General features: G+C 30.3%; 13 protein-coding genes. 1 reads left to right on the top strand and 12 read right to left on the bottom strand.

Annotation, left to right across the window (positions count from 1 at the left end; genetic code table 11):
* Positions 1-9: 9 nt before the first annotated feature.
* The 12 genes from OZP08_RS12250 to OZP08_RS12195 form a co-directional block, all read right to left on the bottom strand.
* On the bottom strand, positions 10-759 hold the full coding sequence (locus OZP08_RS12250; RefSeq protein WP_268846386.1) for a hypothetical protein: 750 nt from the start codon (positions 757-759) through the stop codon (positions 10-12).
* Positions 760-816: 57 nt separating this feature from the next.
* Complete coding sequence (locus OZP08_RS12245; protein WP_281321962.1) at positions 817-1,746, bottom strand: hypothetical protein; 930 nt, start codon at positions 1,744-1,746, stop codon at positions 817-819.
* 141 nt (positions 1,747-1,887) lie between these two features.
* On the bottom strand, positions 1,888-2,961 hold the full coding sequence (locus OZP08_RS12240) for an oxidoreductase (RefSeq protein WP_268846383.1): 1,074 nt from the start codon (positions 2,959-2,961) through the stop codon (positions 1,888-1,890).
* 210 nt (positions 2,962-3,171) lie between these two features.
* A complete protein-coding gene (locus tag OZP08_RS12235) occupies positions 3,172-3,633 on the bottom strand; it encodes a hypothetical protein (RefSeq protein WP_281321961.1) in 462 nt (153 codons plus the stop codon).
* A gap of 157 nt (positions 3,634-3,790) precedes the next feature.
* Positions 3,791-4,369, bottom strand: coding sequence for a peroxiredoxin family protein (locus OZP08_RS12230; RefSeq protein WP_268846381.1), 579 nt, complete (start codon positions 4,367-4,369; stop codon positions 3,791-3,793).
* Between the two features lie 130 nt (positions 4,370-4,499).
* The gene (locus tag OZP08_RS12225) at positions 4,500-5,600 is read right to left on the bottom strand and encodes a hypothetical protein (RefSeq protein WP_268846380.1); all 1,101 of its coding nucleotides are present in this window, start codon (positions 5,598-5,600) and stop codon (positions 4,500-4,502) included.
* A 95-nt stretch (positions 5,601-5,695) separates the two neighbouring features.
* Positions 5,696-6,403: a hypothetical protein gene (locus tag OZP08_RS12220; RefSeq protein WP_281321960.1), complete on the bottom strand. Its 708-nt coding sequence runs from the start codon at positions 6,401-6,403 to the stop codon at positions 5,696-5,698.
* A 58-nt stretch (positions 6,404-6,461) separates the two neighbouring features.
* Complete coding sequence (locus OZP08_RS12215; RefSeq protein ID WP_268846378.1) at positions 6,462-7,619, bottom strand: hypothetical protein; 1,158 nt, start codon at positions 7,617-7,619, stop codon at positions 6,462-6,464.
* Between the two features lie 42 nt (positions 7,620-7,661).
* A complete protein-coding gene (locus OZP08_RS12210) occupies positions 7,662-8,363 on the bottom strand; it encodes a M949_RS01915 family surface polysaccharide biosynthesis protein (RefSeq protein WP_268846377.1) in 702 nt (233 codons plus the stop codon).
* A 38-nt stretch (positions 8,364-8,401) separates the two neighbouring features.
* Complete coding sequence (locus OZP08_RS12205; RefSeq protein WP_281321959.1) at positions 8,402-8,662, bottom strand: FUSC family protein; 261 nt, start codon at positions 8,660-8,662, stop codon at positions 8,402-8,404.
* A gap of 455 nt (positions 8,663-9,117) precedes the next feature.
* Positions 9,118-9,816, bottom strand: a complete 699-nt coding sequence (locus tag OZP08_RS12200; protein ID WP_281321958.1) for a DUF1826 domain-containing protein — start codon at positions 9,814-9,816, stop codon at positions 9,118-9,120.
* Positions 9,817-9,920: 104 nt separating this feature from the next.
* Entirely contained in the window at positions 9,921-10,640 is a 720-nt protein-coding gene (locus tag OZP08_RS12195; RefSeq protein ID WP_268846375.1) for a glycosyltransferase family 2 protein, read from the bottom strand.
* Positions 10,641-11,233: 593 nt separating this feature from the next.
* Between OZP08_RS12195 and OZP08_RS12190 the strand changes: the two genes are divergently transcribed.
* Positions 11,234-13,018: a tetratricopeptide repeat protein gene (locus OZP08_RS12190; RefSeq protein ID WP_281321957.1), complete on the top strand. Its 1,785-nt coding sequence runs from the start codon at positions 11,234-11,236 to the stop codon at positions 13,016-13,018.
* Positions 13,019-13,212: the final 194 nt, after the last annotated feature.

Genomic DNA, 13,212 nt, shown 5'->3' with positions numbered 1-13,212 from the left:
ACGACTTCGTTATTTTGATTTAATAATATACAATTCATTTGGACCATAAGTTTTGTGCCTCACAAAAAAGCCTATACTTGACATCTTTTGAAATTTAATTGGTAACTGATAAAGACTTATATTTAATTCATAATCATTTCTTTCAGATTTATTCGAAAAAAAATTCTGAGCAAATACTTCGTCTATTTTAAGTTTTACTATTTCTTTTTTCAATTTTAAATCAATATCCGCAGTCCCTTCCCAAGTCATATTTCTGCCAGAGCCATTGGGACTGCCAAATCCTCTAAAAGGATTCCAGTTGTAACGATATCTCTCTTTTAAGAAATATTCAACATTGACCGATTTATTATTGTGGTTAAGAATGTCTTCTAATTTTACGCAGTGCTCAAATTGACTTTGTTGTTCACTTTCTTCTGCAGATTCTATTTTAGAAAGTAAAGCTCCTCTCTTATCAAATATGTAAGTGCAATTACTTATTATAGCTTCGTTCTTTTGTTCATCATAATATTGATGTTTTAGAGGAAGAATGAATTTATGATTTAAAGTATCAAAATTTATATTTTCAGATATTAAATCTTGTGGAATAACTTTCGAAACGGAAAGGAGAATATAATTTTCAGCATTAATGCCCTTTTGGTAATTTTTGTAAGTAGTATCATAGCACATTTTACTATACATTATTGATAGTTTGCTAGCTACAAAAAACATTATGAAAGGTAGAGAACTCAATAAGAGTATGATTGTAATTCTTTTTGCCATATTATTGGGTTGTTATGGTTATCGTATTTATAAACTCCAATAAGGTTGAAATCCTTCTTAGCGGTAGTTTTTCCTAATCTCGTCTATACTCCTATTGAATTTATCAAAAACAATCTGTTCGTCTACCCTATTGCTTGGCTTCCATTTTTCAATGTTTGTAATTTTATTTCCTCTTTTATAAGTTCGACTTGAAATCAATGTGTTTTTCATTGGGTCTTTAACATCAATATCCACTTTTACGTTTAAATATTTCTCTACAATTTTTGGCATTTCACAAAAGCATTTTGTTTCATTATTAATGTCAATTATTTTGTTTTGAGGATCTTTTGGGAATAATCTATTTAACCACCATTGCTTTTCGTATTTTGTATAAATAGGAACTGCATTCAAATAGAGTTTATAACCTACATACTGCTCCGTAAAGTCACTATTGACAATATAATTATAATAAATAATAGCTTCAAGAGATTGCCAACTTATAAAACAGTTCTTATCAAATAATGGCATTTCAATTGTTAATCCTTTATCGTTAGCAAACAATTTATTTTGTCTTTCCTCTATTTGTTTTTGTTGTTTTTCGGAAATTGAAAATCCGAATTTCAAACCATAAATTAAAAATAATGGAAAAAAAGCTAATAAAGAAACTGTTATCCAACCTAATAAACCAACATCCCATTTTAATTTAATAGCAAAAAACAACACTAAAAAACCTATTATTGAAAATATCGAAAGTGGTAAAATAAAAAAAACGAAACGTGAATGCTTCACCATCCATCTCCCCGGTTTTATCATTTTTTCGCCATCAAGCCATCTCGAAATGTTTTCTTTTAAAATAATTAATACTGAACCGATAATAAAAACAATAGGAATTATGTATAAACCGAATGATTTATATCCGCTTTTGATATAAAAAGAGATTATTGTTAAACCCAATATTAGTATAAAAACACCAACTAACTTGGTAATTGTTTTTTCATTTAAATTCATACTAATTTTTCATAATAAGTATTTTTCTTTGAAACTTTATTTGTCATTTCAATTTTGTTTTTTGTACCGAGTAAAGAATAAAGACTTCCATAATCCTCTAACCCACTCCATCGAACAAAAGCCTTGATCCCAATATCATTGTCAATGACGATTGTCACATTGAAGAAAAATCTCTTCATTTGATTTGTCAATAATTGAAATTACCGGACATCCAAAAGAAATATATTCAAAACCAAAAACAACAGTTGGCTTATTTTTGAAGAGTTTTCCTGTCCACTGATTAATTGTATTGTATCCCTCTTCATAATTCAAAGGAGCGGGAGAGGTATCTTCGCTTTGAGCGTAAAGTTTTTCAATTATGATGTCTTTAATTTTAGAATCGGTCACTAAAAGACGTCTGGCATAAATTGTTTTATCATCATCTAAATATTCTTGCAAAAAATAATGATGCATTTCTGTTTTAAACAAGTAAGTATTACCAGTTACCATGTTTTCTAACAAATCACGATCTTCATTTTTTATTGGTTTTGATGGATATTCTTTACTGGCAATTTTTTTCCAGACAATTGGCTTTAAACCGTCTGTCGAAAATGGATTTTCTTTACCGATATATACTAATGCATCTCTAAAATATTTACTGAATCCGTTTAAGTGTTTCTTGTTGATTTCAAAACCTATCATAAAATCCAAGGTGCGATAAGGCCAATCTTCCTCTGAAGAATATCCATTTAACATTGCAGCGGTTTTTAAGCTTTTCACAGCAAACGAAGCCAATTTGTTCTTAGCATAATCGAATACAAAAACAGAATCGGTTTCGGATATATTGGTTTTAGATAAAAACCTTTTTCTGTAGTTTTTATCAAAGGTAAAATACTGAGCATTGTATTTTCCTAGTTTTTCTATGTTAGGTAAAATAAGCGTGTCCTTTTCATCATTTACAGGATAAATATCCGAAAGGGAAACAAAAGCAACATCACTGCTATCTTTTGGAAATAAAGTAAACAAATTGATGCTTTCCTTTTTGGGAGGTACTTCTTCTTCTTTCTGTATTGAATCGGTTTCAACCTGAGTTTTTTCAACTAAACCCGATTGGACACTTTTAGGATTCTCTTTTTTACTGCAGGCAAAAAGTAAGAGCAGTACCCCAGCAGATAGAAGGCGAGTTAATTTCATTTCTAATTCTGTTTTTGTGTTTTTAAGATAGAATTTATACATGTGTGTGTTTTTGAGATCTGTTAACCAACCTACTTTTTTTGTTTCCTCACCTCCTATTCCGTCAATTTCGCCATAAGGTAAAAACTCATCCAGATTCGATTACTCTTGCGAAAAAAAGCTTTGAGTGAATTCTGCTAAAATGAAAGTTGCAAAGAAAAAACTAAATACTTAAATAAGTACGAAAACTAAACCATAGTTTAGCTGTTGCACTTATTTTATTTTGGCATAAATTTTCCCCTTCCAGAACATTACTTTTTCTGGATTTTCGGGATGATCAAACTTCATATCAAATTGGGCTTTTAAGATTCCTTTTTGCATTGCTTTTTTGTCCATCTTTATACTGCCATCATTACATACATAGGTTCGTTTTCCGTCAGCAATACTATTCAATTCAATTCTTGGATTGCTGATGACATTATTGATAATATAAAAGTGTAGCGTACAATGGGTAGCCTCATTGGCCAGTGTATAACATTCAATTGTATCTTTATTCGATCGTTTTGCTATTATTTCAGTAGCACCTGCGTACTCATAACACCAGGCTTCACATTTTAAACTCTGCTTTCGTGAAAAAGAAAAATCGCCATCGAGATTCTCGACCCATTGTATCTTCAAATCTTTGAAAGGAAACAGGCAAAAAATAAGACTGAATAAAAGGATTGAATATTTCATTATGAAATGTTGGGTTTAAAGTTTACGGGAACATTTTGGTATTTTGCGTTCAGGCAGGAAATCAAAGCACAAAAAATTGATGTTATTACTAAACTTAAAGTTCAATTGAAAGTTATTTTTGAATTCTGTACTTCAACTCTCTAACACAAAACCTTTATTAGCGGAAGTTTTTTATACTATCTAATTTTTGTATTAATTCATAACTGTTTCCACCACCACAAGAAGAATGAATTACTTTCCCACTTGAGTTAATAAGAATTTTAGCTGGACTACAATACATATTATAATTTAATATTTCAGGCTTGTCTTGCGATTTTGTATTGTCAATTTGTTCAAATAAAATTTTAGATTTTTTCAAATATTCATTCAGTTCGTTTTGGTTTTCAACATAACCTTCAATTATACCTACAAACTTGATTTTGTCTTTATATGTATTATAAATTTCATTTAATTCTTTAGTCATATCATATGTGTCACTCTTTTTTAAGTAGGACTTGTCATAGATAAATACCACCAAATTTTTGTTTTTAAAATCCTGAGAATTAAAGAGCTTACCATTTACGGTTTTCGCAGAAAAATATTTTGGTGTTGCATTCATAAAAAAATCAATTTGATTTTTCATCAATTCTTGAGCTTCCTTTTGAAGTTCTTTTAAATTATTTTCTTCTTGTTCCTTCTTGTTTTGACAAGAAATCATAAACGGTAAAATTGCAAGTAGTAATAAAATTTTATTCATCCTAAATTAGTAATTATGGTTGTTGGAGGAAGCTTTTATTTAAGATAATGTCAGGCTATTTTTCATTGTTTTTCTTATGGTTATTGACAGTAGTTTTTTAAAAAATTTCAGAAAGTAGGTTTATATAAAATTATTTCTTTTCTACAATAAAAATTGATTCTGCATATCCATTTTTTGTGCCGTCTGTGAGGTCCTTAGCCACTCCGTTTATCCATAATTTTGCAACATCTCGATCTAAATCATTTTTTTCATATCCTGCAATGTAAATCGTGTCGTTATGTACCAAAACAGCATTGGCACTAGCACTGTTTGTACCATCTGTAATGTTTTGTGCTTTGCCGTTTATCCATAATTTCAATATGCTTTTATTATTACTATTTTCATTTCCTACCACATACACATTATCTTTTTGAACAAATACAGAAGATGGATATGAAGTATTTATGCCGTCAGAAAGGTTTTGAGCTTTCCCGTTCTTCCATAATTTAACAATGTATTTATCATTTTCAATTTCATATCCTACAACATATACATTATCATTTTCTACATATATAGAAACTGCATAGGCATTATTAAGACCATTTGTAAGACTTTGGGGAACTCCGTTTTTCCAGACTTTTGCTACACTTTTATTTCCAATCTTTTCATATCCGCAGATGTAAACATTTCCTTTATCAACAAAAAATGATCTTCCATCTACCGAATTCTTTCCATCTGTAATATTTGTAGATATGCCATTCTTCCAAACTTTTATAATATAATTGGGACCAACAAATTGCTGCCCTAAAATATAAATAGTATTGTCTTCAATAAATAGTGATTCAATATAAGCCGTTTTTTTGCCATCGCTTAGTTTTTGTATTTTTCCGTTTTTCCAAATAGTTGCCACATATTCTTCACCGGGTTCAATAGAGCCTCCAACATAGACATCATTGTTATGCACAAGAACAGAACTTGCATCAGAATAATATTCTTTTCCTTCTAAATCGATGCTTTTACCGTTTTTCCATAATTTCACAACATGCTTCATACCTACTTCGTCGGCAATCTCCTCTATCGAACTCTCAAATTTGCTGTCATTGTATTCGTAGCCTGCCACATAAATATCGACTTCATTCGAAGTTTTGTTTTTTTCATTTGCAATCTTACTTGTTTTACAGCTTACTAAAAAGCTCGTAAAAAAAATAGCTATTACTATTCGCCTTATGTATTTTGCAGCATTTGAATTCATTTTATTTTTAAGATTTTATATTTTTTTATTTGAGTTAAAATATCTCCCAATTTTTACACTTTCGCCCCAACAAAAACCTTCTTATTGGATTTTTTTTATTCAAGAAATACAAAATCTCCCGAGCTTACTTTCCCGAAAATCTGGCTTTTATACTCTTTTTTGATAATAAAAATGTACCCTTTATAATGTGGATTTTTATCACCATTCATTATTTTTTTATTTTCTTCGTCAATTTCTATTTTTAAGGTATTTTCTTCCTTGTCAAGAACTGTAGTATATCTTATTATTCTGTCTTTTAATTGCCAGGTAAAAATATCATAATTTTTATCTGAAAATTCTCCTTTAGTTTTAGCTGATTTTCCATATTTTTTGTCGATTGTTTCAATGAAATCTTTAGTCTGTTTTAAATCTGTTTTGTCTATTAGAGCGTTTAAAACCATTATTTTTCCATCGATTGTTGTGGCAAGGTTTACAGCGTTAAATTCTTCATTTCCAAATTTTGCAAGTATATCTTGACTTGAAAAACTTTGTTGCCTATATTCAATCCTTACTGGTTTTTCGCTTCCAATAAACTCTCCGTCTGAAATTGTATCCACTTTTAATAGCTCAGATTTTAGTTCGTAATATCCACTATATACCTTACTCTTCGTTTTTTCTGGCAGGAGTGCAGAAAGTTTAGTGTTAAAGTCGAAATTTTCTAATTGTAAAGGTTCTTCGGCAATAGAAGTTACAATTCTTTTTTCCTGTCCGTTACAAGAAATCATAAATGGTAAAATTATAAGTGGTAATAGATTTTTTTTCATCTTAAATCAGTAATTATGGGCAGTCTTTTTCAAAATTATCATTGCAAACCGAAGTTTTTTATTTTACAAACATTCCCGAAAAAAGCAATTTTTCGTTAAAAACCAATGATACTTCGTATGGTCCGTTTTCGATAATGATATAATTTGCAAAACTCAATTCGCCTTCATTTTTTATGGTCTTTTTTATTATTTTTTTGTCGAATAATTTTAAAGCATCTTCAAATTTCATTCCCGGTTTCAGACCATTTTCAAATGAAATTTCGACTTTTTTCAAATCGTCTAATGAAAACCCTTTAATGATATTTGTTTTTTTATTTTCAGGGTTTTTCAGATTAGTAGTAAAGTAGAAATAGAAATCGTGGTATTCATTTTCATACATAATTTGATTTATATCTCCTGAACTTCCGTTAATTTCTTCTACTCGCTCAAAATCTTTGCTCGTTTGAGATTTTAAAAATTCCTCTTCGGTTGATTTTCCTGTAATTAGATTATTTACATTCCAGTTTTTATCGATTTTTATAATGGGTTTGTTTTTAACATCTTCTGGTTTGGTGCTATTTTGGGTTAGTTCTTTTATGTATTTTTCGTTATCGCAGCCTCCAAAATCTATTGATCCATTAAATATGTCCCAATAGCAAGTTTTAGATAAATTGGTGTTATTTAAAATAATAAGTCTGTCATAATCGGGCGCGAAGAAAATATATTTGTTTTCCTTTTTCACGTTCCAATACAAACCATTATCTGTATTTGGATTTTTTGTCCCCTTGCCATATTTTAACTCTATTTTCTTTAAAATCTCCGATTTTAAACTTGGGTTTTCTATTACTATTCTCAGTCCGTAAATTTTATTTTCGGCATTAAAATCTCTTAAAGTGTTCATTAATTCGTTTTCATTTTTGATTGGTTTTAAATCAATATGAGCACCACCAAATCTTGAAATACTATCTGTTTTAAGTTTCTCGGAATGTATCTGAAAAATGACTTTTTGATCTTTTAAATCAATTCCTTCAAAAGTATATTTTTCAGATTTTTCTGCTTCAATTAATAAACAAAACGGATATTCGACAGTTTCAACGCCAATAAGCAAACTGTCATTGATGTTTATTACATTCTTTATTGGTTCGTTTAGATTTAATTTTAGTAAATCCATTTTCTTTTGTCCGTTGCAAGAAATCATAAAAGGCAAAATTAAGAGCAGTAATAAAAGTTTTTTCATATATTAAGTATAAGTCAAATTTTAAAAGTCATTAAATCAAAATCAATAAATCGTATTCTTGTTCCATAAGTTTAATGCAAAATCTTTAAAAACTTTTGGGCTTTTCTCAAATGCTGCATCAAATTTATAGTTACCTCCTTCAAATAATTTTTCTCCGCTATCATCAATTCCTGTTTGAACTTTGTTTTCACCACGCATAGCAAATTTTTGTTTTCCTTCATACATTATAATTTTCATTTCGGAAGGGCTCACATCGCCATGACATATAATTTTGTACATCAACCAAATTTCAGCAATTCCGTTATTGTTCAAATCGGTAATTTCAAAGCTGTTTTTTACAAATGATGCCACAATGTCAACTGGACAATCATCGATGTAATCATATACTTTCCAGGTTTGAATTACTCTGCCATTTTTTACTAAAAAATGATACCCGAATAATTCAGCATCTCCGCTTTCGTCATATTCATGCTGGAATTTTTCACTTCTGTAGTTCCCTGTTTCTGTAGTTATTACAATATTATCACCTAATTTATCTTTCCAACGAACAGCATTTTTTATGAATCCCTCGTATTTCAATAATTTTGGAAATTGTGAAGAATCAATATCTTTTACTTGTAAAGTTTTAATTCTCGATTCAATTGATTTTTCATTTTGAGAATCTATTTTAAGTTGCTTTGTCTCTTGTTTGCAGCTGACAAGGAAAGCATTTAAAAACAGTAAAATTAGAATTAGTCTTTTCATTTACTTATAGCTTTAAATCTCGTTTCGGGAAAATTTTGTTATTTTAAGTTTCGAGATTCTAATTCTTTTTGCATTTCCTGATACAATATTTCATTATTCCTAGAATTTCTAATTATTATATATCCAAGTATTAAAGGAAAGAAGGTAAAAAATCCAAAGCCTTTATTTACAATGCTATAAATCACAATCCCAATTGTAACTCCAATAATGGTCGCGTCAACTATTTTGTTGGTTTTTATTTTTTTCATTTTCTGTAAAAGCTCTTGATCACTTAATTCTATAAAGTATTCAGGTTTCATAACTCTTCTATTACTGATTGTAATTTTCAAATTTCTATAAACTTATTTTCAACTGATAAAAACAATATGTCAGAATACAAATTTTAAAAAAAAGATAATGTGAATGTAAACCAATATAAATTCGTCTTAAATAATTGGATATTCGCAACTATTTTTTACAAATCCGTATTAATAGATTTACCTATTATGTACAACTAGTTTTTGATAATAATTTTTCGCCAGTTTCATACAATTTCTTTAAATCTTGCATAAAATGGTTTATAAATTATCCCGCTAGGGTCACAAAATTTTAAAGCCCATTTCTTTGAAATGGGCTTTTTTTATGCCTTTTTTACCTATTGTGAATTCTTTTTAAATAAACTTAGTGAAGTGGAAGATGTTGGTCATAAAAAAGTATAATTGTCATGGATGTTGTTAAACAGAATGCATTAAATCTATAGTAGTAAACCATTTCTTTAACAAATCAATAGCAACCGATATTCTCCTTCATTTTCTATTGGTGCTCTATGAATACAAGGTAGTACTTGTTGTTTTGGATGATCCACAGCCAGACGCCAAAGATGCATTAAACCTAAATTAATAGGTTCCGCATCCTCATGTACCTGATAATGTAAATCAAAGTAATTCTCCTTCAAAAAGTTTTCGAATTCTTCTGATGGTCCATTATACAGTTCTTTTAGCTTTGCTCTGATTTCTGGAATTAGAACTTTTTGCTCTGCATGCGAATTAGATATAATATCGCTCGCCGCTCCGTGATAGGTACATAAAAAAGTATCTGTTGCAATGGGCGAACGATCAACATGAAACGAATATACATCAGTCGATATAAAATCAAATTCCTCATCACGTTCATAACACTTTATTAAATTAAGAGAGGGTGAAGCTCCAAAATCAGTTAGTAATTGTAAATCATTTAAGATTATTTCCCGGGCAATATTCCCCTTTTCTGATAGTTGGAGCGCGATTAGATCTTCAGGATAAACTTCCGTTATATTTTCTTTTATACATAACTGGTTTACAATATCTTTAAAATCGCCCTCCAAATTTCTGTACCAGCATAGCGCATTTATTTCTCCCTTGAAATCGGTATGCACAAGCTCAGAGAAAGTAGATACCATACCAATTTGATTACTGGCAGAAAATGTATTGCACATAATTAGGATATTAAGAGATTAGTTACTTTATGCGTTACAAAAATATGTAATAGTAGTCACTTCAGGCATTTTTATAGCTTTAAACTTTTAAACCAACAGAACCTTTATTTCATTCTTAATGCACCATATTTTAGAATACAATAAATAGCATAGCATCCATCTTTCCAGTTAATTTTTTTCCCCTCATCATACGTCCTGCCATAATATGAGATACCAACTTCATATATCCTTATTTTTCTAATACGGGCTATTTTAGCAGTTACTTCGGGTTCAAAGCCAAAGCGCTTTTCCTTAAGAACTAACGACTGCAATATTTTTGCATCAAACAATTTATAGCAAGTTTCCATATCTGTCAAATTAAGATTGGTAAACATATTTGAGAGAAAAGTGAGTAACTTGTTCCCTATGGTGTGCCAAAAAAACAATACTCTATGAGCATTTCCACCCATAAAGCGGGATCCATACACAACATCAGCGTGGCCATCCAGTATAGGTTGCAAAAGAATATTATACTCCTTAGGATCATATTCTAAATCAGCATCCTGAATGATAATGTAATCCCCTGTGGCATGTTTAATTCCAGTATGTAATGCCGCACCTTTACCTTTATTTTTTTCATGCCTGAAAAATAAAATTGGAAATTCCGGATTTTGGGAAATATAATTTTCGATTGCATCGATCGTCGAATCAGTTGAAAAATCGTCAACTACTACAACCTCTTTAGCTATAGAGCCTACTAAAACAGCTTCTTTTATTTTATCCAAGATCAAATAAACTGTTTTAGCCTCATTAAAAACAGGGACAATTATAGAAAGTTTTTTCATTTACGAATTGTAAAGCTTCTCAAAGTTAAAAATCATATTTTTATAAAATTCAATAATGAAATCAAACACGAATATAAACCCAATAATCTTAAAAATAAGTTTTAAACATCAAATTCTTAATAATGTTTCCTCTATTATAAGAAACTATTGTGCTTTATAATGTGTATAAGTTCAATTCTCTAGATTGTGAGAAATTATACAGGACTTCCTTTCTGCACATTTTTTAGCAATAGACAGGGTGAATTTCCTCCTTAAATACTAATTGACAGATTATTTTTATCTATTTTTGTTACTCAACTCTTTTTATGACAAAACAGTTTCTTCCGCTTATCCTGATACAATTTTTCATATCTAATCAGCAATTGAGATTTACAAAATCAATTGAACATTTTTTAAAAACCACCCACATTTTAAAATATTCTGGCAAAACTACAATCGTTTAAATTTTTAAAACCTTTAAGTAAACATAGATGCAAAAAAAACATAAAAGCAAAAACGCAATACAGGAAGTTCCCTACGCAATTTATCTTCCATACTTACTTATAGTATGCTGTCTTTTAGTTTACTGCAACACCCTACATTATGGTTTCGTTTTGGATGATGAAGCCGTGATCACAAAAAATTTATTTGTAAAAAAGGGTTTTGCTGGGTTTAGCGATATTTTCACAACATTTTATTGGAAAGGATATTGGGATGCCAATAGTGGCTTATATCGCCCTTTGTCATTGATTGTATTTGCTATAGAATGGGCATTTTTTCCTGAAAAATCTAGCTTTTTTCATTTTGTACAGGTAGCATTATATACTATTACTGTAGTTGCCTTGTATAATATGTTATGTCGTTTATTTAAAGAAACCAATAAGTGGCTATCATTTGGAATTGCCTTATTATTTGCATTGCATCCTTTGCATACAGAGGTGGTTGCCAACATTAAAAGTCTGGATGAAGTGCTTTCCTTACTCTTTTTTATATTGTCTACTAACTGGCTCATAAAAAAAGATGGTTATAGTTGGCAAAGCTGTTTATTCTTTTTTCTTGCACTGCTTTCTAAAGAAGGTGCAATTACATTTATCCCAGTTTGGTTTTTATTATTCATACAAATTAAGGGACAAAGTGTAATTCGTGCATTTAAAAACGTCTTGCCTTTACTAATTACAGGTGCAATTTGGCTTTTGATAAGAACCTTGGTGATTAACAGCGGTTCTCCTGTCGTTCCTTACACTTATGCCGACAATTCTATTTTAGCTTGCGATGATTTGCTAACCCAAAGACTAACAGCTATTACCATTTTAGGAAAAAATCTGCTTCACTTCATTTATCCTGTGGGCATGTCTTATGATTACTCATATCCTCAAATCCCATGCGCTACATTTACAAGTGTAGAACTTTGGTTAGCTCTTATTTTTCTACTTGCATTATTAGCTACTGCAATCTATTATTTTAAGCGAAAGCCAATAATAAGTTTTGGTATTTTTTTCTTTTATCTAACGGCAATTCTCACCAGTAATATCTTATTCACTATTGGAGCTACCATGGCCGACAGGTTTATGTTTATTCCCCTACTTGGTTTATTGATAGCAATCTGTTATATAGGTTTTGAAGCAAGTGATAACTTAAAAAACCGTAAGGCAGGCTTAATTTCTGTTTCAATTTTAGGGGTTGCTATAATTTTAGGAATGTTAACCCATAACAATAATAAGGCTTGGGAAAGTAACGATATATTATTTTCTACCCATGCAAAGAACGTACCTAATAGTGCCAGAGCTCAATATAATTATGGAACTGTATTACTTAACCATTCTATAAATAACAATAACGATGGTATAAATAATGCTTTTGAAACATTGAGTATCGCTAATAAACTGGATCCCAAAAATCCAGACGCAAAAGTTAACCTTGGTATTACAAATTATCGCCTTCAAAATTTTAGTACTGCAGCAAATTTATTAAAAGAGGCATTGCATATTAAAAAAGATGATATGACACGATTAAGCCTTGCTGACACCTATCTTAAACTAAAACAACAGGATAGTGCTATTGCTTTATACAAACAAGCCCTCAAAAATAATGTGTACAATGAAAACACACATGTGAGAATTGGAGCTAGTTTTTTTGCGGCAAAACAATTTAAGCAGGCAGCCGAAATGTTTAGACAGGGAACAATAGCATATCCTTCAAACTCTGAGTTATGGATGAATTATGGAAACTCACTGGCTGCAGACTCAGATTTCAAAGGAGCAATACCTGCGTTTGAACATGCTTATCAAATTAATCCTTCACAAAAAACAGCGCTTTATTATTTAGCACTTACCTATCACAATTTAGGTGATGACAATAAGGCTAATACTTTTATGCAACGCTACCAGACCGAAAAGTAAATAAAATTAGTTCTGCAAACCGTCTCATAACCTGCACTGCCCCCAAATAGTGTCTAACTTTTTGGGGGCAGTCTAAACTGAGACGGCTTTATTGTTCTATCTGTCGCTTTCATAAACAATTTCAGTAATATGTGCAGTACAGACAAGGATTCCTCATATTGTTCTAATCCTGTTCTTCTCATTAAAATAACACT

The sequence above is a fragment of the Flavobacterium aestivum genome, assembly GCF_026870175.2.
GTDB lineage: Bacteria > Bacteroidota > Bacteroidia > Flavobacteriales > Flavobacteriaceae > Flavobacterium > Flavobacterium aestivum.
Note: the sequence above shows the minus strand (reverse complement) of the source record. Positions and strands in the feature narration are given on the sequence as shown.